The 20862-nt window shown below is 72.0% G+C and carries 22 protein-coding genes and 1 tRNA gene; 18 read left to right on the forward strand and 5 right to left on the reverse strand.

Annotated elements, in window-relative coordinates:
* The first annotated feature begins 48 nt into the window (after window positions 1-48).
* Complete coding sequence (locus ACFC1I_RS16715; protein WP_376011825.1) at window positions 49-876, forward strand: SGNH/GDSL hydrolase family protein; 828 nt, start codon at window positions 49-51, stop codon at window positions 874-876.
* Here ACFC1I_RS16715 and ACFC1I_RS16720 read toward each other — a convergent pair.
* Window positions 863-1369, reverse strand: a complete 507-nt coding sequence (locus ACFC1I_RS16720) for a VOC family protein (RefSeq protein ID WP_376011828.1) — start codon at window positions 1367-1369, stop codon at window positions 863-865. The two genes, ACFC1I_RS16715 and ACFC1I_RS16720, sit on opposite strands and share 14 nt — an antisense overlap.
* A gap of 93 nt (window positions 1370-1462) precedes the next feature.
* Between ACFC1I_RS16720 and ACFC1I_RS16725 the strand changes: the two genes are divergently transcribed.
* Window positions 1463-2224 carry a helix-turn-helix domain-containing protein gene (locus ACFC1I_RS16725; RefSeq protein ID WP_376011831.1) on the forward strand — a complete coding sequence of 254 codons (762 nt, stop codon included), beginning with the start codon at window positions 1463-1465 and terminating at the stop codon, window positions 2222-2224.
* A gap of 22 nt (window positions 2225-2246) precedes the next feature.
* On the opposite strand, the gene ACFC1I_RS16730 is transcribed toward ACFC1I_RS16725, so the two are convergent.
* Window positions 2247-2726 (reverse strand): DUF4442 domain-containing protein, encoded by a 480-nt coding sequence (locus ACFC1I_RS16730; protein WP_376011834.1) that lies wholly within the window; start codon window positions 2724-2726, stop codon window positions 2247-2249.
* Window positions 2727-2824: 98 nt separating this feature from the next.
* On the opposite strand from ACFC1I_RS16730, the gene ACFC1I_RS16735 reads away from it, so the two are divergent.
* The 14 genes from ACFC1I_RS16735 to ACFC1I_RS16800 all read left to right on the forward strand — a co-directional run bounded on the left by ACFC1I_RS16735 (window position 2825) and on the right by ACFC1I_RS16800 (window position 15831).
* The gene (locus ACFC1I_RS16735) at window positions 2825-3196 is read left to right on the forward strand and encodes a GntR family transcriptional regulator (RefSeq protein ID WP_376011837.1); all 372 of its coding nucleotides are present in this window, start codon (window positions 2825-2827) and stop codon (window positions 3194-3196) included.
* Window positions 3174-4175, forward strand: coding sequence for a lysostaphin resistance A-like protein (locus ACFC1I_RS16740; protein WP_376011840.1), 1002 nt, complete (start codon window positions 3174-3176; stop codon window positions 4173-4175). The genes ACFC1I_RS16735 and ACFC1I_RS16740 overlap by 23 nt, the downstream gene beginning before the upstream one ends.
* On the forward strand, window positions 4172-5179 hold the full coding sequence (locus tag ACFC1I_RS16745) for a DUF1648 domain-containing protein (RefSeq protein ID WP_376011842.1): 1008 nt from the start codon (window positions 4172-4174) through the stop codon (window positions 5177-5179). Before ACFC1I_RS16740 ends, ACFC1I_RS16745 begins: the two co-directional genes overlap by 4 nt.
* 32 nt (window positions 5180-5211) lie before the next feature.
* Window positions 5212-5898: an O-methyltransferase gene (locus tag ACFC1I_RS16750; protein WP_376011845.1), complete on the forward strand. Its 687-nt coding sequence runs from the start codon at window positions 5212-5214 to the stop codon at window positions 5896-5898.
* 96 nt (window positions 5899-5994) lie between these two features.
* Complete coding sequence (gene eno, locus ACFC1I_RS16755; RefSeq protein WP_376011848.1) at window positions 5995-7275, forward strand: phosphopyruvate hydratase; 1281 nt, start codon at window positions 5995-5997, stop codon at window positions 7273-7275.
* Between the two features lie 36 nt (window positions 7276-7311).
* On the forward strand, window positions 7312-7869 hold the full coding sequence (locus ACFC1I_RS16760) for a septum formation initiator family protein (RefSeq protein WP_376011850.1): 558 nt from the start codon (window positions 7312-7314) through the stop codon (window positions 7867-7869).
* Between the two features lie 118 nt (window positions 7870-7987).
* Window positions 7988-8506 carry a DUF501 domain-containing protein gene (locus ACFC1I_RS16765; protein ID WP_376011852.1) on the forward strand — a complete coding sequence of 173 codons (519 nt, stop codon included), beginning with the start codon at window positions 7988-7990 and terminating at the stop codon, window positions 8504-8506.
* A complete protein-coding gene (locus ACFC1I_RS16770; RefSeq protein ID WP_376011854.1) occupies window positions 8503-9798 on the forward strand; it encodes a S8 family serine peptidase in 1296 nt (431 codons plus the stop codon). The genes ACFC1I_RS16765 and ACFC1I_RS16770 overlap by 4 nt, the downstream gene beginning before the upstream one ends.
* Before the next feature lie 34 nt (window positions 9799-9832).
* Window positions 9833-11275, forward strand: a complete 1443-nt coding sequence (locus tag ACFC1I_RS16775; protein WP_376012108.1) for an NAD(P)/FAD-dependent oxidoreductase — start codon at window positions 9833-9835, stop codon at window positions 11273-11275.
* A 72-nt stretch (window positions 11276-11347) separates the two neighbouring features.
* Window positions 11348-11420, forward strand: a tRNA-Leu gene (locus tag ACFC1I_RS16780).
* Window positions 11421-11501: 81 nt separating this feature from the next.
* Window positions 11502-12731, forward strand: coding sequence for an alanine racemase (locus ACFC1I_RS16785; protein ID WP_376011857.1), 1230 nt, complete (start codon window positions 11502-11504; stop codon window positions 12729-12731).
* Window positions 12728-14041: a D-arabinono-1,4-lactone oxidase gene (locus ACFC1I_RS16790; protein WP_376011859.1), complete on the forward strand. Its 1314-nt coding sequence runs from the start codon at window positions 12728-12730 to the stop codon at window positions 14039-14041. The genes ACFC1I_RS16785 and ACFC1I_RS16790 overlap by 4 nt, the downstream gene beginning before the upstream one ends.
* Window positions 14042-14123: 82 nt before the next feature.
* Window positions 14124-14690, forward strand: a complete 567-nt coding sequence (locus ACFC1I_RS16795; RefSeq protein ID WP_376011861.1) for a LemA family protein — start codon at window positions 14124-14126, stop codon at window positions 14688-14690.
* Between the two features lie 46 nt (window positions 14691-14736).
* Window positions 14737-15831, forward strand: a complete 1095-nt coding sequence (locus ACFC1I_RS16800; RefSeq protein ID WP_376011864.1) for a DNA glycosylase AlkZ-like family protein — start codon at window positions 14737-14739, stop codon at window positions 15829-15831.
* A 17-nt stretch (window positions 15832-15848) separates the two neighbouring features.
* Here ACFC1I_RS16800 and ACFC1I_RS16805 read toward each other — a convergent pair whose 3' ends face one another.
* Window positions 15849-17162, reverse strand: coding sequence for a winged helix-turn-helix domain-containing protein (locus tag ACFC1I_RS16805; protein ID WP_376011867.1), 1314 nt, complete (start codon window positions 17160-17162; stop codon window positions 15849-15851).
* Between the two features lie 84 nt (window positions 17163-17246).
* Between ACFC1I_RS16805 and ACFC1I_RS16810 the strand changes: the two genes are divergently transcribed.
* Together ACFC1I_RS16810 and ilvA are read left to right on the forward strand one after the other, a co-directional pair.
* Window positions 17247-18437: an AI-2E family transporter gene (locus tag ACFC1I_RS16810; protein ID WP_376011870.1), complete on the forward strand. Its 1191-nt coding sequence runs from the start codon at window positions 17247-17249 to the stop codon at window positions 18435-18437.
* An 8-nt stretch (window positions 18438-18445) separates the two neighbouring features.
* Entirely contained in the window at window positions 18446-19741 is a 1296-nt protein-coding gene (ilvA, locus tag ACFC1I_RS16815) for a threonine ammonia-lyase (RefSeq protein WP_376012110.1), read from the forward strand.
* A 47-nt stretch (window positions 19742-19788) separates the two neighbouring features.
* On the opposite strand, the gene greA is transcribed toward ilvA, so the two are convergent.
* Both greA and ACFC1I_RS16825 read right to left on the reverse strand, forming a co-directional pair.
* Window positions 19789-20280: a transcription elongation factor GreA gene (gene greA / locus ACFC1I_RS16820; protein ID WP_045296735.1), complete on the reverse strand. Its 492-nt coding sequence runs from the start codon at window positions 20278-20280 to the stop codon at window positions 19789-19791.
* 132 nt (window positions 20281-20412) lie between these two features.
* Window positions 20413-20811: a DUF4307 domain-containing protein gene (locus ACFC1I_RS16825; protein WP_376011873.1), complete on the reverse strand. Its 399-nt coding sequence runs from the start codon at window positions 20809-20811 to the stop codon at window positions 20413-20415.
* Window positions 20812-20862: the final 51 nt, after the last annotated feature.

Raw genomic sequence — 20862 nt, forward strand, 5'->3', positions numbered from 1 at the left:
TCACCGGGGTGACGGCATCCGTTCACCCGGCTGTTGTCGCATGTGGGCATGGCTCGTTCGCGTGAGATCGCGCCGCGCTCCGTCGTCATCGGCACCGCGGGCGTCGCGCTGGGCGCGGGCATCGTCCTGCTCGGCGGCCGGGCCGTGCTCAAGCGCCAGGCCGCGGTCGCGCGGCGACGTATCGGCAAACCGCTCGGCGAGGAGGCGCTCGATGCCGACCGCGTGTGGGCCCGCCGCTTCGACGGCGCGCCGCTCGAGTTCGTCGTGCTCGGCGACTCGATCGCCGCCGGGCTCGGCGCCGAACGCCGCAAGGACACCCTCGGCGCCCGCCTCGCGAAGGGTCTCGCGCGCGCCGAGCGACGGCCGGTGCGTCTGCGCACGGCGGCGATCGTGGGCTCGGAGTCGTCGGTGCTCGCGGCGCAGGTCGACGCGCTGCCCGCCGACTACCGCCCCGATGCCGCCGTCATCATCGTCGGCGGCAACGACATCACGCACCGCGTGCCGGTGTCGACGTCGGTCGCCCACCTCGAGGAGGCGATCGTGCGGCTGCGGGCGCGCGGTGCCGTGGTCGTCGTCGGCACGTGTCCCGACCTCGGGGCGCTGCGCCCGGTGCCGCAGCCGCTCCGGGCTCTCGGCTCGCGCCTGTCGCGGCAGCTCGCCGACGCGCAGGCCATCGCCGCGGCCCGCACCGGGGCACGCGCCGTGTCGCTCGGCCGCGCCGTCGGGCCGTTCTTCGTGACCCAGCCCGACGAGATGTTCAGCCTCGACCGGTTCCACCCGAGCGCCCTGGGCTACCGTCGCACCGCCGAGGCCCTACTGCCCGCGCTCCTCGCCGAGCTCGCCGCCGCCCGCGACGACGCGGTCAGCCCGAGCTGACCGACGCGGCCCACTCAGCGACGCGCGTGGCGCTGTCGTCCTCCGACAGGTCCTCGACGCGCGTCATGATCGACCACCGCACGCCGAACGGGTCGCGCACGCTCGCGTAGCGGTCGCCCGACACGAACGTCGAGGGCTCCTCCCGCACCGTCGCGCCGGCCGCCACCGCGCGCGCGGTCACCGCATCGGCGTCGGGCACATAGATGCCGATCGAGTAGCAGTCGTCGTCGCCCTCCGGCGCGGGCACGAGCCCGTAGGCGGGGGACGGCTCGCCGATCTGCAGGATGCCGAGCCCGAAGTCGAGCCCGGCGTGCACGACGAGCCCGTCGAACTCGGTGACGTCGGTCACGCGGGCGCCGAACACGTCGCGGTAGAACTCGAGCGCCTCCTTCGCCCCGCGGATCGCGAGGAACGGGGTGAGGCTGGTCGCGCCGTTCGGGCGGCCGTCGGTCGTGTGCGCACCGGTCACGCCGGTCGTGTGCTGAGTGGTCATGCGCCCATGCTCGCGGGGGACGGATGCTGCGGTCTTGAAGATTCGCGACACCCTCGGTTCCAGGGTGTCGGTGCCGCGCACTACCGTGTCGGGGTGACCGATCCGACGCGTGGGGTGCTCTACCCGGAGCGCCTGCCGCGCTTCACCCGGATCGCGCCGGAGGGCGCAGCATCCGCTCTCGTGGAATGGTTCTGGATCCCGGAGTGGGATCTTCCCGACGGGGTCGTGTCGCGGCAGCCCGTGCTCGGCTACCCCGCCGCGAACCTCGTGGTCGAGGCGGGCACCGTCACGCTGTGGGGCGCGACGACCCGTGCCTCGGAACGCGAGCTGCGGGGGAGCGGCTGGGCCGTCGGCGCCCTGCTGAAGCCCGCCGCGTACGCCCGCCTGTCCGACGCGCCGGGCGCGCTCGTCGACGCGCACATCGTCCTCGACGAGCCGGAGCTGTCACGCTACGTGTCCGGGGCGATGCCCGACCTCGACGCAGCGGCCGCGGCGATGTCGGCGTGGCTCGTGGCGCGGGTGGGGCCGCCGACGTCCGATGCACGACTGGCGAACGCGATGGCCGACCTGCTCATGGGCGACCCGGCGATCCTCCGGCTGGACGACGCGGCCGAGCGCCTGCGCGTGTCGGTGCGCACCCTGCAGCGTCTGGCCCACCGCATCGTCGGTGTCTCGCCGGCCGCCATGATCCGCCGCCGGCGCCTGCAGGAGGCGGCGCAGCGCGTGCGCGAGGATCCTGCCGCCCCGCTCGCCGAGATCGCCGCCGAGCTCGGCTATGCGGATCAGGCTCATCTGGCGAACGACTTCCGCGCGGTGCTCGGGCTGACCGCGACGGACTACCGCGCCGACCGCTGAGTGCGCGCGGGCGGCCGCGCGCCTACGCGCCTCTCGCTGCCGCCGAGGTCACCCGCTTCTTCTCGCGCACGTACACCTCGCGGCGCACGCGCGCGACGACCTCTCCCGAGGCGTCCGTGATGTCGGTCTCGAACCACTCGAGCACCTTCGCTCCACCCCGGGCGCGCTCGCGGAGCTCCTCCGCCTTCTCGCGCGGCACCGCGAAATGCGCGGTGAGCACGCCGCGACCGGGCTTCACGAACTCGATCTCGCCGCGGGTGTCCCACACCACGTAGTCGCGGCCCAGCTGGTGCATCACGAGCATGAAGTAGTACGGATCGGTCATCGCCGACATCGAGCCGCCGAACGCCGTCTTCACGTAGTTGCGGGTGAAGACGTTGACGTGCAGCTCCACGGTGGCGCTGGTCCAGTCGCCGGCGAAGCGGCGCACCCGGATGCCGCTGAACAGGTTGGGGATCCACAGGCTCATGCCGATGGCGAGGCGTCGGGGGGTCACACGCATGCGCTCAGCATGGCCGACGTCGCTTCCAGAACCGCATTCGGTTGCACGATCCTCACAAACCGCGCCCGTCTTTGTTCTACTTGTCATAGAATTAACGTGTGTTGGTACGCATCGACTCCGAGAGCGACGCCCCGCTGTTCGCGCAGATCGCGGCATCGGTGCGAGCGGATGCTGCAGCCGGCCGCCTGACGCCGGGTGACAGGCTTCCCGCGGCCCGTGAGGTCGCCGGCGCGCTCGGCGTCAACGTCCACACCGTCCTGCACGCGTACCAGGAGCTCCGCGACGAGGGACTCGTCGAGCTGCGCCGCGGACGCGGCGCGGTCATCACCGCGCAGGCGGCGACGCTCGAAGCCCTCCACCACGACATCCACGACCTCGTCGCGCGGGCGCGCGCGGCGGGGCTCCCCGCCGACGCACTCGCCGCCCTCGTGAAGGAGATCGCCGCCCATGACGAACGCACCGCTCGCTGACCGCCCACCGCGCCCCGAGACCGCTTCGGGCACCCCGCGCACGGTGGCGTGGCCCGCGGTCATCGCCTTCGTGCTGCTGTCGTTCGGCCTCGCCTGGCTCGTCGCCCTTCCCCTGTGGCTCGGCGACGGGCTTGCGTCGCCCCTCACGACGCTCCTGCTGCCCGTCATGATGCTCACGCCGGCGATCGCCACCGTCATCGTGGTCTTCGCGTTCCGCACGCCGCGCACGGCGCGGCTGCGCTTCCTCGGGATGTGGCCGCTGCGCCCGGCGGGCCGGTTCCTGCTCTTCCTCGCCCTGGGCCTGGTGCTGCCGATCGTGATCGTGGTCGCCACGACGCTGCTCGCAGGGGCCCTCGGACTCGTGCGCCTCGACCTCGCGGAGTTCTCGGGCTTCGCTGCGCAGCTCGCCGCCGCCGCGCCGGCGGGGACGCCGCTGCCGCCGGTCGGCCTGCTGGTCGCGCTGCAGCTCGTCATGATCCCGGTGGGCGCGGTCGTGAACAGCTTCCTGGCGTTCGGCGAGGAGCTCGGCTGGCGAGGCTGGCTGCAGACCGCGCTGCTGCCGCTCGGCACGTGGCCGGCGCTCGTGATCACCGGAGCGGTGTGGGGGCTGTGGCACGCGCCGATCATCCTGCTCGGCTACAACTTCGCCCGCCCCGACGTCGTGGGCGTGCTGTTCATGGTCGGCGGCTGCGTGGCCTGGGGTGTCCTCTTCGGCTGGCTGCGGCTGCGCAGCGCCTCGCTCTGGCCTGCGGTCCTCGCCCACGGTTCCCTCAACGCCGTCGCCGGACTGCTGCTGGTGCTGACGGCCGCCGGAGTCGTTCCCGACATGGCGATCGTCGGCCCGCTCGGCATCGTCGCGTGGGTGGTGATCGCGGTCGTGGTGCTCGTCATCGTGCTGATGCGCCAGTTCCGCGCCGGCGCGGTGGCCGCGGCATCCGTCCCCGCCGTCGCCCCGACCACCGCAGGAGGCACCCGATGACCCGCACAGGCCGCACCGCCCGCCGTTTCCGGGCGGTCGCCGTGACCGCGCCCATCGCGCTGACCGGGGTCGCCGTCCTCATGCAGCTGCTGGCCATTCCGGTGCTGCCCGACCCCGTGGCGGTCCACTGGAACGCGGCCGGGCAGCCGGACGGGTTCGGGCCGGTGTGGATGCCGGCCGCCGTGACGGCGGCCGTGGGCCTGCTGATGCCGCTCATCATCGCGGGCGCGGCGCGGCTGCAGAGCACGGTAGACCCGCGCTGGGAGAGCCGCGGCGCGTCGTACCGCTTCCTCGGGGCGACGTCGCTCGGCACCACCGCTTTCGTCGTCGTCATGATCACGGTCGCGACGCTGATGCAGATCGGTCTGGACGACGCGACCGCGGCGCCCTCGATCTGGGTCCCGCTGCTGGCGGCAGGTCTCGTGGCGCTCATCGCATGCGTGATCGCCTGGCGGCTGCTGCCCGCGACCGTCGCGCGGCCGGCCGCAACGGCCGCGGAGCCGCTTCCGCTGGGCAGGACCGAAGAGGTCGTGTGGGTGCGCACCACCCGGGTCGGGCGCGTGGGCGTGGCCGTTCTGTTTGGCTCGAGCGCGCTGGTCCTCGGTCTGGGGATCTGGCTCCTCCTCGTCGAGGGCGGTGCCGGGGCGGCGATCACGCTCGGCTGCGGCGTTCTGGTGACGGTGCTCGCGATCACGAGCGTCGCGTACCGCGTTGTGGTCGATGCGCGCGGGCTCACCGTGCGCGCGTTCTCGGGGCTTCCCCGCTTCCACGTGCCGGCCGCCGACATCCGCTCCGCGGAGGCCGTCGTGGTGGATCCGATGCTCGACTTCGGCGGATGGGGCTGGCGCTGGCGGCCCGGGCGCTTCGGCGTGGTCACCCGGGCGGGAGGGGCCGTGAGCGTGCTGCGGACCAACGGCCGGGAGTTCGTCGTGACGGTCGACGACGCGGGCACCGCGGCGTCGCTCCTCGTCGCCGTCGCCGCACGCGCACACCAGAAGGGTTGACGGCCGGGCGGCCGGGCGGATTGGCTGAGCACATGGCCGATCCCACTCCCGACACCGCGCTCACCCCGGCGACCTGGCGTCGCGTCGACGCGTACCTCACCGAGCTGCTCGTCGGCCACGACCCCGGCCTCGATCAGGCCGTCGCCGACCAGAACGACGCGGGACTGCCCGCGATCGAGGTCGCGCCGGTCAACGGCAAGTTCCTGCACCTGCTCACCCGCATGTCGGGTGCCCGTCGTGTGCTCGAGATCGGCACGCTCGGCGCGTACTCGACGATCTGGCTCGCGCGCGGCATCCCCGCCGACGGTCAGGTCGTGACGATCGAGGCCGAGCCCCGCAACGCCGAGCTCGCCCGCGCGAACCTCGACCGCGCCGGCGTCGGCGACAAGGTCGAGATCCGGCTCGGTCGCGGCGCCGACGTGCTGCCCACGCTCGAGGGCGGCGAGCCGTTCGACCTCGTCTTCATCGACGCCGACAAGGAGTCGAACACGATCTACCTCGACTGGGCGGCGCGGCTCGGCCGGCCGGGCACGGTCGTCATGGTCGACAACACGGTCCGCGGCGGCGAGGTGGCGAACCCGGCGACCGAGAATCCCCAGATCATCGGGGTGCAGCGCGGGCTCGAGATGCTCGGCCGCGACCCCCGGTTCGACGCGACCGCGATCCAGACGCTCGACGCGAAGGGCTACGACGGGATCGCGATCGCCGTGATCGTATGACGGATGCCTCTGGCCGCGGCATCCGTCATCACTAGACTCGGGGGCGGACCGACGACGCTCCGACGAACCACCCTCCACCAAGCAAGGAGACCCCCTGTGGCACAGATCGAGGCTGTAGGAGCCCGCGAGATCCTCGACTCGCGCGGAAACCCGACCGTCGAGGTGGAGGTGCTGCTCGACGACGGGATCGTCCAGCGCGCGGCCGTCCCCTCGGGCGCGTCGACCGGCGCTTTCGAGGCGTACGAGCTGCGCGACGGCGACAAGAGCCGCTACGGCGGCAAGGGCGTGCTGAAGGCGGTCGCGGCCGTCATCGACGAGCTCGGCCCCGCGATCGAGGGCGTCGAGGCGAGCGAGCAGCGTCTCGTCGACGAGATCCTCATCGCGACCGACGGCACCGAGAACAAGTCGCGCACCGGCGCGAACGCGATCCTGGGCGTCTCGCTCGCGGTCGCCAAGGCCGCCGCCGACTCGGCCGACCTGCCGCTGTTCCGCTACCTCGGCGGCCCGAACGCGCACGTGCTGCCCGTGCCGCTGTTCAACGTCATCAACGGCGGCGAGCACGCCGACAACGGCATCGACTTCCAGGAGTACTTCCTTGCGCCGATCGGCGCGGAGACCTACGGCGAGTCGCTGCGCTGGGGCACCGAGGTATACCACGTCCTCAAGGGCGAGCTGAAGGCCGCCGGGTTCTCGACCGGCCTCGGCGACGAGGGCGGTTTCGCCCCCGACCTCCCCAGCAACCGCGAGGGTCTCGACTTCCTCATCAAGGCGATCGAGAAGGCGGGCTTCGCGCCAGGGCGTGACATCGCCGTCGGTCTCGACGTCGCCGCGACGGAGTTCTTCAAGGACGGTGTCTACACCGTCGAGGGCAAGTCGTGGTCGGCCGAGCAGCTGACCGACTACTACGCGGACCTCGTCGCGAACTACCCCGTCGTCACCATCGAGGACGCCCTCGCCGAGGACGACTGGGACGCGTGGAAGGCCCTCACCGACAAGATCGGCAAGAAGGTGCAGCTCGTCGGCGACGACCTGTTCGTCACCAACCCGGAGCGCCTGCAGCGGGGCATCGACCTCGATGTCGCCAACGCGCTGCTGGTCAAGGTGAACCAGATCGGCACCCTGTCCGAGACGCTCGACGCGATCGCGCTCGCCACCCAGAACGGCTACCGCTCGATGCTGTCGCACCGTTCGGGTGAGACGGAAGACACCACGATCGCCGACCTCGCGGTCGCCGTCAACGCGGGTCAGATCAAGACCGGCGCGCCCGCCCGCAGCGAGCGCGTCGCGAAATACAATCAGCTTCTGCGCATCGAAGAGGAGCTCGGCGAGGCCGCGGTGTTCGCGGGCCGCGGAGCGTTCCCCCGCTTCAAGGGCTGATGCGCTGACAGCGTTCTGAGACGAGAGGAGGGAGCCGTGGTCAAGACGACGGCTCCCTCTTCTCGTACCCCCGGGGCCGGCGCGCCGCGTCGCCGCCCGGTGAGCGCGCGACCCCCGGTCGACGTGCGGGCGTGGCTGGGCGGCATCCGTCTCTCCGGCTTCATGGTGATCATGCTGGGCCTGGTCGTGCTGGCGGCGTTCGTGCTCGTGCCCACGATCGGCACCTACGTCGATCAGCGCCAGCAGGTGGTGGCGCTCGAGGCGTCGGTGCAGCTCAGCCGCGACGAGGTCGCCGAGCTCGAATCGCAGCGCGACCGCTGGCAGGACCCCGCCTACATCACGACCCAGGCGCGCGAGCGGCTCTACTACGTGAAGCCCGGTGAGGTCGTCTACCTCGTCGACGACGATCTTCCGCCCGAGCTCGCGCCGCAGGAGCAGGGCCCCGTGAGCGACGAGCTGCAGGCCGCGGATGCCGACTGGATGTCGAAGCTCGTGCGCTCGGTCACCGAGGCCGGGCTCGCGCAGACCGTGGCACCGCTGACCGTCGGCGTGCCCGACCCCGAACCCGAACCCACGACCGTCCCGACACCGTGACCGTCCCGACGCCGTGAGCGTCGCTGCGCCCGGAGCGCGGCGGTACGTCCGTCCGCGGCGCGGTCCAGGACCATCCCAGGTGGCGCCGGTAATCTGAGCCCGACCAAGGAGCACCTCTGTGACGACCCCGCCGTACCCCCCTGTCAGCGACGCCGACCTGGCCGTGCTCCGCGAACAGCTCGGTCGTCCCGCGCGCGGCGTCGTCGGCATCGCCGCCCGCTGCGTGTGCGGCAATCCCACCGTCGTCGCGACGTCGCCGAGGCTCCCCGACGGCACGCCGTTCCCGACGTTCTACTACCTCACGCATCCTGCGGCGACGGCCGCGATGTCGGTGCTCGAAGCCGACCACGTCATGCGCGGGCTCCAGGACGAGCTCGCCAAAGACGAAGAGGTGGCCGCCGCCTACCTGCGCGCGCATGAGGCCTATCTCCGGGACCGCGCCGAGTTCGGCGAGGTCGAAGAGATCGCGGGCATCTCCGCCGGCGGCATGCCGACGCGCGTGAAGTGCCTGCACGCCCTCGCCGGTCACGCGCTGGCCGCGGGGCCCGGGGTGAACCCGATCGGCGATCGTGCGCTGGCGATGTCGTCGTGGTCGCCCGAGCGCTGCGTCTGCGCAGAGCCGGGAACGGGCGGATGATCCGGCGCCTGGTCGCCGGGGTCGGCGCGGCCGCGGTCGCGATGACCCTCGTCACGGCCGCCCCCGCGGCGGCGACGGCCGCCCCGCCGGCTGCGCAAGCCGGCACGGCCGGCGACCCGGTGCGCGACGCCGAGTACTGGCTGAGCGACTACGGCGTCGAGAAGGCGTGGCAGACCACGCGCGGCGCCGGCGTGAAGATCGCGGTCATCGACACCGGGATCGGTCGCGGACCCGTGGCGTTCGCCGGTGCGGTCGCCGGCGGCACGGATGTCTCGGGCGCCGGCTCGCCCGATGGGCGCACGCCCGTCGGTGCCGTCGACAAGGACCACGGCAGCTGGGTCGCCTCGCTCGCCGCGGGCCGGGGCACCGGCCCGGACTCCGGCATGATCGGCGTGGCCCCAGAGGCGCAGCTGCTGTCGGTGTCGGTCGCGTTCGGGTCGTCGGCGCAGCGCCCGTTCTCGGACCAGATCGCCGACGCCATCCGCTGGTCGGTCGACAACGGCGCGGACGTCATCAATATGTCGCTGACGACCAACGTGCCGGACTGGCCCGAGAGCTGGGACGACGCGTTCCTGTACGCGTTCGAGCACGACGTCGTGATCGTGGTGGCGGCGGGCAACCGGGGGAGCGGGACGACGCGCGTCGGCGCTCCCGCGACGATCCCGGGCGTGCTGACCGTCGGCGGCGTCGACCGGTCGGGCAAGGCCAGCGTCGAGGCGTCGACGCAGGGCATCACCATCGGCGTCTCGGCGCCGAGCGAGGAGCTCATCGGCGTGTCGGCCGATTCGACGCTGGTGTCCTGGGACGGCACGAGCGGCGCCGCCCCCATCGTCGCGGGTATCGCGGCCCTGGTGCGCGCGGCGCACCCCGAGCTCGATGCGAACAACGTCATCAACCGCATCATCAAGACCGCCCACCCCGCGGCGGGCGCGACGGCAGTGCCGGACCTGCTCTACGGCTACGGATTGGTGGATGCTGCGGCCGCCGTCACGGCGAGCGTCCCGAGCGTGACCGCCAACCCGATGGGCAGTCTCGAGGACTGGGTCCGCCTGTATCGCCGAGCGCCGGTCGCGCCACTGCCGGAGGAGCCGGCCGCTCCCGTGGAGGTTCCGGCGCTGCCCGACGCCGACCCCGCGACCCGCACGGTGTCGCCCCTCCTTCCCGATCGGGACACCGTCATCTACGGCACGCTCCCGCTCCTGCTGGTCACCACGACGGCTATACTGGTGGCGCTCGGCGTCACCGCTGCTGTCCGACGCATCCGATTGGCGTCCCGCGCGCCGAGCCGCTGACACAGGAGGAGAACTCCAAACCGTGACCAACACCGTGCCCAAGATCCTCATCGTCGGTGGCGGATACGCAGGCTTCTACACGGCCTGGAAGCTCGAGAAGCATCTGCGCAAGGGTGAAGCGGACGTGACGATCGTCGACCCGCTGCCCTACATGACCTACCAGCCGTTCCTCCCCGAGGTCGCCGCCGGCTCGATCGAGGCCCGCCACTCCGTCGTGGCCCTGCGTCGTCACCTGAAGAAGACGAACATCGTGGCCGCCAAGGTGACCGGCATCAACCACGCCCAGAAGGTCGCCACCATCACGCCGATCGCGGGTGAGCCGTACGAGCTCGCCTACGACCAGATCGTGGTCACCGCCGGCGCCGTCTCGCGCACCTTCCCGATCCCCGGCATCGCCGACAACGCGATCGGCCTGAAGACGATCGAAGAGGCCGTCGCGATCCGTGACCGCCTGATGTCGAACTTCGACAAGGCGTCGACGCTTCCCGCCGGCCCCGAGCGCGACCGTCTGCTCACCGTCGTCGTCGTCGGCGGTGGCTTCGCCGGCATCGAGGTCTTCGCCGAGCTGCGCTCGCTGGCCTCTTCGCTGGTCAAGAGCTACCCGCAGCTCACGTTCGACGACACGCACTTCCACCTCATCGAAGCGATGGGCCGCATCATGCCCGAGGTCTCGCTGAAGACGAGCGAGTGGGTGCTCAAGAACCTCGCGAAGCGCGGTGCCTCGGTGCACCTCGACACGCAGGTCACGGGCGCCGTGGGCGGAAACATCGAGCTGTCGACCGGCGAGACCATCCCCAGCGACCTGATCATCTGGACCGCGGGCGTCATGGCGAACCCGACGGTCGTGCGCGGCGGCGACCTGCCCGTCGAGGAGCGCGGTCGCATCCGCACCCGCGCCGACCTGCGCGTCGGCACCGAGGACGAGGTCGTCGAGGGCGCCTGGGCCGCCGGCGACGTGTCGGCCGTGCCCGACCTCACCGGCGGCGGCGTGGGCGGCTACTGCGTGCCCAACGCCCAGCACGCCGTGCGTCAGGCGAAGCTCCTCGCGAAGAACCTGGTCGCGGTGCTCCGCGGCGAGGTGCCCCGCCAGTACATCCACAAGAACCTGGGCGCCGTCGCGGGCCTCGGCCTGTGGGTCGGCGTGTTCCAGTCGGGCAACATCGCCCTCAAGGGCTGGATCGCGTGGCTCGCCCACCGCGGCTACCACGGCCTGGCCATGCCGTCGTGGGAGCGCAAGTGGCGCGTCCTGTGGGGCTGGTGGAACAACTTCTGGCTCGGCCGCGACATGGTGAACCTGTCGACCGTCCAGAACCCGCGCTACGTGTTCGAAGAGTTCGCCGCGCGCCCGCGTCCGCCGCAGCCGGTCGAGGCGCCCGCCGACAAGGCCGCTCCGGCGGCCGCGCCCGCCAAGAAGGCGCCGGCGCGCAAGGCACCGGCGAAGGCCGCGGCCGACGCCGACAAGGTCGCCGCCAACTGACGTCGAACGGATGCCGCAGGTTCGTCTGAGAAGATGAGCCTGCGGCATTCGCGTTCTCTCGGCACGCGATCCGCCCCCGTAGCCCAACGGCAGAGGCAGGCGACTTAAACTCGCTCAAGTGTGGGTTCGAATCCCACCGGGGGTACGAGGCCGTCCACAGCCGGTCGGAGATACCGCCCCCGGCGCTCTAGGCTGGGGCGATGCGCACGCACCCGAAGCGAGCCGTATGAGTCTCGATCTGCTGTCCATGCCCACGGCGACGAAGCCGTGGGACCGCCCCGCGTCCTATTGGGACGCCATGACCCATGCCCTGGCCGACGTCAGCGGCCCCGTCGCCGCCATCAACGCCGAGGCGCTGCGCTACAACGCCCTCGACCTCGTGGTGCGCGCCGGCGGCGTGCCCATCCGCGTCGCGACCAAGTCCGTCCGCGTGCGGGCGGTGCTGGACGCCGTCCTCGCGCTTCCCGGCTATCAGGGCGTGCTCGCGTTCACGCTTCCCGAGGCGCTGTGGCTCGCCGAGGCGATGGACGACATCGTGCTGGGCTACCCCACGGCCGACCGCGCCGCGATCGCGGCGCTCGTCGCCGACGACACCGCGGCGGCCCGGATCACGCTCATGGTCGACGACCTTGCGCAGCTCGACCTCGTCGACGCCGTCGCCGCGCCCGGCACGCGGCCAGAGATCCGCGTGGCGATCGACGCCGACGCCTCGTGGCGGGCACCCGCCCTCGGTCACATCGGCGTGCTCCGCTCGCCGGTGCACGAGGCCGCGGAGGTCGCCGCGCTCGCACGTGCGATCGCCGCGCGCCCCGGCTTCCGGCTCGTGGGCCTCATGATGTACGAGGCCCAGATCGCGGGGCAGGGCGACGCGACCGGCTCCGGCGACGCCATGATCCGCTGGATGCAGCGCCGCTCCGCCGCCGAGCTGCTCGAGCGCCGCGGCGCCATCGTGTCGTCGCTGCGCGACATCGCCCCGCTCGAGTTCGTCAACGGCGGCGGGACCGGCTCCCTCGAGCTCACCGCATCCGATCAGTCCGTCACCGAGGTCACGGCCGGCAGCGGCCTGCTTGCCGGCCACCTGTTCGACGGCTACCGCGCGTTCGACCCCGCGCCCGCCGCGGCGTTCGCGCTCGAGGTCGTGCGCAAGCCCGCTCCCGACGTCGCGACCGTGCTCGGCGGCGGGTGGATCGCCTCCGGGCCCGCGCTCGAGTCGCGTCAGCCCCGCGCCGTGTGGCCCGCCGGCCTGCGCATGGCGCCGCGCGAGGGCGCCGGCGAGGTGCAGACGCCGCTGCGCGGCGATGCGGCCCGCGACCTCCGGGTGGGCGACCGCGTGTGGTTCCGGCATTCCAAGAGCGGCGAGCTCGCCGAGCGCGTCGACCGCTACCACCTCGTCGACGGCGACACCCGCGTGGGGGAGGTGGCGACCTACCGCGGCGAAGGCAAGGCGTTCCTGTGACCCGCCCGGGCGGCATGTGGCGCAACTGGGGCCGCACCGAGTCCGTGCGGCCGCAGCGCATGGAGTTCCCGCGCACGGTCGCTGCGGTGCAGCGCGCGGTCGTCGCGGCCGCGGCGCAGCGCATGCCGGTCAAGGCGGTCGGCGCCGGGCACAGCTTCACCGGCATCGCGGTGGCACCCGGCGCACTGCTCGAGCTGCGCGACCTGAGCGGGCTCGTGTCGGTCGACGTCGACCGTGCCCGGGTGACGCTCCTCGCGGGCACGCGCCTGCACGAGGTCCCGCGGCTGCTGGCGCCGTTCGGCCTCGCGATGGAGAACCTCGGCGACATCGACCGGCAGTCCATCGCCGGCGCGATCTCGACGGGCACCCACGGCACCGGCGAGCGGTTCACCGGCATCGCGGGCCAGGTTGTGGGCGCGACCCTGGTGACGGCGTCGGGCGAGCTCTTCACGGTCAGCGAGGACGAGAATCCCGAGCTGGTGCCGGCGGTCGCGCTCGGTCTCGGTGCGCTGGGCATCCTCGTCGAGGTCACGATCCAGTGCGTGCCGGCCTTCGTGCTGCACGCGGTCGAGCAGTCCGAGGACCTCGAGGAGGTGCTCGGCGCCCTCGACGAGCGCGCGGCGGCGGCCGATCACTTCGAGTTCTACTGGTTCCCTCACACCGACCGCGCGATGACGAAGACGAATACGCGGCTCCCCGAGAGCGCACCGCGGCATCCGATCCCTGCGGTCGGGAAATGGATCGACGACACGCTCGTCGGCACCGGAGTCCACCAGCTCGCGTGCGCGGCCGGCGCGGCGGTCCCCGCCCTCGTGCCGCCGATCAACCGGCTCTCGGCGCGGATCTGGGGCAATCGGGAGTTCACGGATGCCTCGGCCCGCGTCTTCGCGACGAACCGCTCGGTGCGGTTCCGCGAGATGGAGTACGCGGTGCCGGTCGAGAACCTCCGCCCGGCCTTCGAGGCGATGCGCGCGCTGATCGACGAGCGCGGCTGGCGGGTCGGGTTCCCGGTCGAGGTGCGGGTCGCCGCCGCGGACGATCGGTGGCTGTCGACCGCGCACGGCCGCGACTCGGGGTACATCGCGGTGCACCGGTACTGGCGTGAGGATCCGACGGAGTACTTCGAGGCCGTCGAGGAGATCATGCTCGGCTTCGACGGACGTCCGCACTGGGGCAAGATGCACACGCTCGGCGCCGACGAGCTGCGGTCCCGCTACCCGCGTTTCGACGACTTCACGGCGCTCCGCGACCGGCTCGACCCGGAGCGGCTGTTCCGCAACGCCTACCTGGATCGTGTGCTCGGTGCATAAAGGCTGAGAGTCGGGGAATACCCCACATGCGAGGGGGTTTCGCGTCGGTAGGATGAGGTCACTATCGAACGGAGCCTCGGCAATGGAATGGCTGATCCCAGTCCTCATCGTGGTGGCGCTCGTCGTCATCGTCGGCATCTATCTCTGGGCGACCTACAACTCCCTCGTCCAGCTGAATGTGCGAGTGGACGAGGCGTGGAGCGACATCACCGTGCAGCTCAAGCGGCGTGCCGACCTGCTTCCGAACCTCATCGAGGCTGTGAAGGGCTACGCCGCACACGAGAAGGCCGTCTTCGAGAACGTGACGAGGGCGCGGGCCGAGACGCTGTCGGCGACGGGCCCGGCTGAGGCGGGTGTCGCCGAGGGGCACCTGCAGCAGGCGCTGAAGTCGCTGTTCGCCGTCGCCGAGGCCTATCCGCAGCTGCAGGCGAGCCAGAACTTCCTGCAGCTGCAGCAGTCGATCGTCGACACCGAAGACAAGATCCAGGCATCGCGCCGGTTTTACAACGGCGGGGTGCGCGAGCTGAACACGAAGATCAAGGTCTTCCCGAACAACCTGTTCGCGCGCAACCTGGGCTTCCACGAGCGCGAGTTCTTCGAGGTCATCGACGGCGCCGCGATCTCCGAACCGCCCCGCGTGCAGTTCTGAGGCCCAGCGGGCGAACCGTGTCGTGCGCCGGCGGTAACGTCGGGGGATGGTCCACCGTCTGACGCGGGAACAGGCGCGCCGTATCGCCCTGCACGGGCAACTGCTCACGGTCGCGCGGCCGGCGGGCATCGTCGAGACGATCGACGCGCTCACGGTGGTCAACATCGAGCCGACCGCCGCGATCGCACCGAGCGCCGACCTCATCCTGTGGAGCCGGCTCGGGTGGCCCTACCAGCCGGCCGACTTCGTGCGCCTGTTCGAGGAGGACCGCGCGGTCTTCGAGTGGGGCGGCTTCTTCCGCGCCATGACCGACCTCGCGCTGCTCCTGCCCGAGATGAGGCGCCGCCCCGGGTCGGCGCAGGCGCGGGAGTGGCTGGCGGCCAACGACGTCTTCCGCCGCGAGGTGCTGGCGCGGCTTCGTGCCGAGGGGCCGCTGCGGGCTGCCGAGATCCCCGACACCGCGCAGGTGTCGTGGCGGTCGTCCGGCTGGACGAACAACCGCAACGCGATGCAGCTCCTCGAGATGCTCGTGCTGTGCGGCGAGGCGGCGGTGTCGTCGCGGGATGCTGCGGGCCGCCTGTTCGACGTGGCCGACCGCGTGTACCCCGCCGACGTTCCGCAGCTGACCGACGCGGAGGCCGCGCGCGAGCGCGCGGAGCGCCGTCTCGCGTCGCTCGGGATCGCGCGGGTCAAGGGCGTCGCTCAGCCCTTCGAGCCGATCGATGTCGGCGAGATCGGTGAGGAGGCGGTGGTCGACGGCGTCGACGGCGTGTGGCGCGTCGATCCCGGCGCCCTGGCCGTCGTCGACCGATTCGCCGGGCGCACGGCGCTGCTGTCGCCCTTCGACCGCGCCGTGTTCGACCGGCGCCGGCTCGAGGAGCTCTTCGGCTACGAGTACCTGCTCGAGATGTACAAACCGGCCGCGAAGCGCCGGTGGGGCTACTTCGCGCTGCCGATCCTCCACGGCGACCGGTTCGTCGGCAAGCTCGATGCCAAGGCTGATCGCAAGGCAGGCGTGCTCCGCGTGCATGCCGTGCACGAGGACGAGCCGTTCTCCGAAGAGGTGCGCACCGCCGTCGGCGACGAGATCGACGACCTGGCGCGCTGGCTCGGGCTCGAGATCGTAGGCGCGGGCGCCTGATCCGCCCTACGGACGGATCAGCCCACGAGCTCCTCGACGTCGAGGTCGCGCGCCTCGCCCCCGGGCTCGTCGGCGGCGAGCGGCACCGGCTCCGACGGCCCCGCCTCGTGGCGCGCCGCCTCGGGCATGACCCGCGCGAGGTCGTCGGTGGCGTCGCCCCAGCGCGATACCGAGATCGACTCGAGCCCCTGCCAGGCGGCGGCGAGCCGGAGCTCGTCGGCGAGGCGGGGTGCCGCGTCGAGCGGCCTGCCGTGCTCCCACCACGCGGACTGGACGAGCAGCCGCGAGGCCGCGCGATCGGCCTTGAGGTCGACGCGGCCGACGATGTCGTCGCCCACGAGCACCGGCAGCGAGTAATAGCCGTAGCGCCGCCGCGGCGCCGGCGTGTAGATCTCGATGCGGTACTCGAAGTCGAAGAGCCGCTCGGCGCGATCGCGGAACCACACCACGGGATCGAACGGCGTCAGGATCGCGGCGGCGTCGATCTTGCGGGGCACGACCGCGTCGGTGTGCAGCCACGCCTTCGCCGGTCGCCCGGCGGTGGTCCACCCTTCGACCGACACCGGCTGCAGCTCGCCGGCGTCGACCAGGTCGCCGAGCGCGGTCGTCACCGCCTTGCGGTCGGCGATGCGCCAGTAGTCGGCGATGTCGGCGGCGGTCGCGACCCCGTAGGCGCGGGCAGCGCGCCGCACGAGCTCATGGATCGCCTCGTCGCGGGGGACCGGTGATTCGAGCACGTGACGCGGGATCACCTGCTCGGCGAGCCCGTACCTCCGCTCGAAGCCGCGCCGGCCCGCGATCGCCACCTCGCCGAACATCCACAGGTACTCGAGGGCCTGCTTGACGACGTCCCAGTCCCACCACGGCCCGCGCGCGCTCTCCTTCGCATCGTGCTCGATCTCGGCGGGGCGCAGCGGCCCGCGGTCGGCGAGCTCGTCGCGCATCCAGTCGACGATGTCGCGGTTCGCGTCGAACCAGCCGCCCGGCTTGCTGCTGTACTTCGCACGCAGCGCCTGCATGCGGAAGTCGAACAGTCCCCAATCGGCCGCGGGGATGAAGGCTGCCACGTGAGCCCAGTACTCGACGTACGGGGAGCGGCGGTCGAACAGCAGACGGTCGAGGGCGGCGGTGTCGTAGGCGCCGACACGCGAGAAGAGCGGCATGTAGTGCGAACGGGCGAAGACGTTCACCGAGTCGATCTGCAGCGTCGCCATGCGCGCCAGCGCGCCGTTCAGCTGCCGCGTGCCCGCGGCGGCGGGGCGGGTCCTGGCGAACCCCTGGGCGGCGAGAGCCACGCGGCGCGCCTCTGCGGCGCTGAGAGAGGACTTCACGCGCGTCAGCGTAGCCCGGGCCGCCGACATCGCACCGCCGCCGTTCATGACCGGCGCGGAATGCGCCGCGCCTAGACTGGGCCAATGAGCGGCTCCGACGACAAGCCCCGCGGCTCCATCTTCGACGCCGTCCGCGACCGCAGCAGGATCGTCTCCACCGAGACGTCCGCGGCCGTGCCGCGCGGCCTCCGCGTCGCGACCGCGTACTCGTGGCGCCTGATCGTCGTCGCGGCGGCGATCGGCATCGGCGTCTGGCTCGTCATCCAGCTGAAGCTGCTGGTCATCCCGCTCCTGATCGCCATCCTCATCACCGCTCTGCTGTGGCCCGCGTTCGCCTGGATGCTGCGGCGCCGCGTGCCGCGGTGGCTCGCCATCGTCATCTCGGTGGTGGGCACCATCGCGATCGTCAGCGGGCTGATGTGGCTCGTCGTGTGGCAGATCATGCAGCAATGGGACTCGGTGCAGGCGAGCACCGTCGCGGCAGTGGAGCAGTTCCGGCAGTACCTCATCGACGGCCCGCTGCACCTGAGCGAGGAGCAGATCGACGATCTGCTGGCACAGGGCTGGACGTTCCTGCAGCAGCAGGCCGAGCTGCTGTGGTCGGGCGCGCTCGCCATCGGCTCCACCATCGGCCACGTCGTCACCGGCGGGGTCCTCGCGTTCTTCATCCTGCTGTGCCTGCTCGCCGACGGCGCGGGCATCTGGCGCTGGACCCTGCGGCTGTTCCCGAAGAAGGCCCGACCCGCCGCCGACGGCGCCGGCCGCGCCGGATGGATCACCGTCGTCAACTACGCACGCACGCAGCTGCTCGTCGCGACGATCGACGCCGTCGGCATCGGCCTCGGCGCCGCCCTGCTCGGGGTGCCCCTCGCGATCCCGGTCGCCGTGCTCGTCTTCCTCGGCGCATTCGTCCCGATCGTCGGTGCCGTCGTCACCGGCGCGGTCGCCGTCTTCCTCGCGCTCGTCTACAACGGCCCCTGGATCGCGCTGTGGATGCTCGTGGTCGTCCTCGGCGTGCAGCAGCTCGAGGGGCACGTGCTCCAGCCGCTCCTCATGGGCTCGGCCGTCAAGGTCCACCCGCTCGCGGTGGTGCTCGTGGTCGCCGGTGGCGCCATGATCGCCGGCATCCCGGGCGCCCTCTTCGCCGTGCCGCTCGCCGCGTTCGTGAACGTCGTCGCGGTCTACCTTGCCGAACGCGCGTGGGAGACCGGCGCCAGACCCACCGGGGACCTCATCTGGAGTACCGTCCCCCGGCCGAGGAGAGTCCGTTCGTGACCACCGCCATGTCTTCCGCCGACCAGGCGGCCGAGTCCGTGCCCGCCGCCCCGTCGCCCGGGGCCCCGTCGCCTGCGTCCGCCGTGCCGACGCTCGCGGACTTCGCGGATGCCGCGGCCACCCTCGAGGGGGTCATCGCGCACACGCCGCTCGACGCCTCTCAGCACCTGTCCGACGTGCTCGGCGTTCCGGTGCACCTCAAGCTCGAGAACCTGCAGCGCACCGGGTCGTTCAAGATCCGCGGGGCGACCTACCGGCTGTCGCGGCTCACCGCCGAGGAGCGCGCGCGCGGCGTCGTGGCGGCGTCCGCCGGCAACCACGCCCAGGGCGTGGCGCTCGCGGCCAAGGCGCTGGGCATCCACGCGACGATCTTCATGCCGCTCGGCGTGCCGGTGCCGAAGCTGCTCGCCACGCGCGGGTACGGCGCCGACGTCGTGCTCGAGGGCTCCACGGTCGAGACGCCGCTGCGCCTCGCGGCGGACTTCGCCGAGCGCACCGGGGCCGTCTTCATCCACCCGTTCGACCATCACGACGTCATCGCCGGTCAGGGCACCCTGGGCCTCGAGCTCATGGACGAGGTCCCCGACCTCGACACCGTCGTCCTCGGCATCGGCGGGGGCGGGCTCATCGCCGGCGTCGCCGCCGCCGTCAAGGCGCGCGCCGCCGCGGAGGGCCGCACGGTGCGGGTGATCGGCGTGCAGGCCGAGAACTCCGCCGCGTACCCGGCGTCGCTCGAGGCCGGGCATCCGCTCGAGATCCCGACGTCGCCGACGATCGCCGACGGCATCGCCGTCGCGCGGCCGGGGGATCTGCCTTTCGAGATCATCCGCGACCTCGTCGACGAGGTCGTGACGGTGTCCGAGGACGACATCGCCCGAGCCCTGCTCGTGCTGCTGGAGCGCGCCAAGCAGGTCGTCGAGCCGGCGGGCGCCGTCGGCGTGGCGGCGATCCTGGCGGGCAAGGTCGTTGCGACAGGCCCGACGGTGACCGTGCTCTCGGGCGGCAACATCGACCCGCTGCTGCTGCAGCGCGTCGTCGCGCACGGGCTCGCGGCATCCGGCCGGTACATGACGCTGCGCATCCCGCTGCCCGACCGGCCCGGCCAGCTGGCGCGCGTGTCGGAGCTCCTGGCGATCGCGGGAGCGAACGTCATCGAGGTGCTGCACACCCGCCACGGGCAGGGGATCCAGATCAGCGAGGTGATCCTGCAGCTGAGCGTGGAGACGCGCGGCGAGGAGCACCGCGCCCGCGTCATCACGGTGCTCGAGAACGCGGGCTACACGCCCACAGTGGTCCCGGACTAGCGTGCCGGGTGCGGCGGCCTCAGAGCGCTCTCGGAGGCCGCCGCGGGTCACTGACCGTTGTAGGTCTCGACCTTGACGATCTCGACGGCGATCTCACGGCCGTTGGGCGCGGTGTACGACGTCTTCTCGCCCTCCTTGCGGCCGAGGATCGCCACGCCCAGGGGCGAGGCCTCGCTGTACACGTCGAGCTCGGAGCCGACGGCGATCTCGCGGTTGCCGAGGAGGAACACCTCTTCGCCGCCCGCGACGATCGCGGTGATGACCGTGCCGGGCTCGACGACGCCGTTGCTCTCGGGAGCCTCGCTGACCGTCGCGGTCTTGAGCAGGTGCTGGAGGGTGCGGATGCGGGCCTCCTGCTTGCCCTGCTCGTCCTTGGCGGCGTGATAGCCGCCGTTCTCCTTGAGGTCGCCTTCTTCGCGCGCGGCCTCGATGCGCTTCGCGATCTCCTCGCGGCCGGTGGTCGAGAGGTGCTCGAGCTCGGCGGCCAGGCGATCGTAGGCGTCCTGGGTGAGGAAGGTCACGGGGGCGTCGGTGGACACGGCTGACTCCTTCGTTGGGCCCGCCGCCATCCAGACCGGCGCGGGCATAAACCGAACGCCCCGGCTCACGGCCAGGGCGCGATTTCACTGATGTTCCCGTCAGACTACGTCACCGCGCCTGTTCGGACAAACTCACCCGGGCAGCACCCAGCACTGGTTCACGAAGCCCGTGGTGGCGAGCGCGGTCGTCGGAATCGCCTCGCGGAACGCCCGCGCATGCAGCTCGGACGCCGGCAGTTCCACGACCCGCCAGCCGACCACGCCGTGCTCCTGGTCCTGCGCCTCGATGGCGCACGCGACCGCGGCGCCGGGGGGACTGCTGATCTGGAACCCGAGCGTCACCGAGTGCTCGTCGACCACTTCGAACGACGTCGTGTTCGCCTCGACCGAGTTCAGCGAGCTCTGCACCGTCGTCCAGCCGAACAGGCCGACGGCGGCGACCGCGACGGCGACGCCGACACCGATGATCCATCCACGCGCGGGGGAGCGGCGGCGGCCGTAGCGCTCATCGAGCATGTCTTCGGTGGTCACGCCGCTCCTTCGGGCTCGTCGGGTCGGATCGGAAGATTAGGCTGGAACTCC

Origin of the sequence: Microbacterium sp. NPDC056044 (assembly GCF_042267145.1) — a bacterium.
In the GTDB taxonomy this organism is placed as follows: Bacteria; Actinomycetota; Actinomycetes; order Actinomycetales; family Microbacteriaceae; genus Microbacterium.

Coding starts and splice junctions, on each gene's coding strand:
- ACFC1I_RS16715 (WP_376011825.1), top strand. CDS start 49: ATGGCTCGTTCGCGTGAGATCGCGCCGCGCTCCGTCGTCATCGGCACC.
- ACFC1I_RS16720 (WP_376011828.1), bottom strand. CDS start 1,369: ATGACCACTCAGCACACGACCGGCGTGACCGGTGCGCACACGACCGAC.
- ACFC1I_RS16730 (WP_376011834.1), bottom strand. CDS start 2,726: ATGCGTGTGACCCCCCGACGCCTCGCCATCGGCATGAGCCTGTGGATC.
- ACFC1I_RS16740 (WP_376011840.1), top strand. CDS start 3,174: ATGACGAACGCACCGCTCGCTGACCGCCCACCGCGCCCCGAGACCGCT.
- ACFC1I_RS16745 (WP_376011842.1), top strand. CDS start 4,172: ATGACCCGCACAGGCCGCACCGCCCGCCGTTTCCGGGCGGTCGCCGTG.
- ACFC1I_RS16750 (WP_376011845.1), top strand. CDS start 5,212: ATGGCCGATCCCACTCCCGACACCGCGCTCACCCCGGCGACCTGGCGT.
- ACFC1I_RS16770 (WP_376011854.1), top strand. CDS start 8,503: ATGATCCGGCGCCTGGTCGCCGGGGTCGGCGCGGCCGCGGTCGCGATG.
- ACFC1I_RS16785 (WP_376011857.1), top strand. CDS start 11,502: ATGAGTCTCGATCTGCTGTCCATGCCCACGGCGACGAAGCCGTGGGAC.
- ACFC1I_RS16795 (WP_376011861.1), top strand. CDS start 14,124: ATGGAATGGCTGATCCCAGTCCTCATCGTGGTGGCGCTCGTCGTCATC.
- ACFC1I_RS16800 (WP_376011864.1), top strand. CDS start 14,737: ATGGTCCACCGTCTGACGCGGGAACAGGCGCGCCGTATCGCCCTGCAC.
- ACFC1I_RS16810 (WP_376011870.1), top strand. CDS start 17,247: ATGAGCGGCTCCGACGACAAGCCCCGCGGCTCCATCTTCGACGCCGTC.
- ilvA (WP_376012110.1), top strand. CDS start 18,446: ATGTCTTCCGCCGACCAGGCGGCCGAGTCCGTGCCCGCCGCCCCGTCG.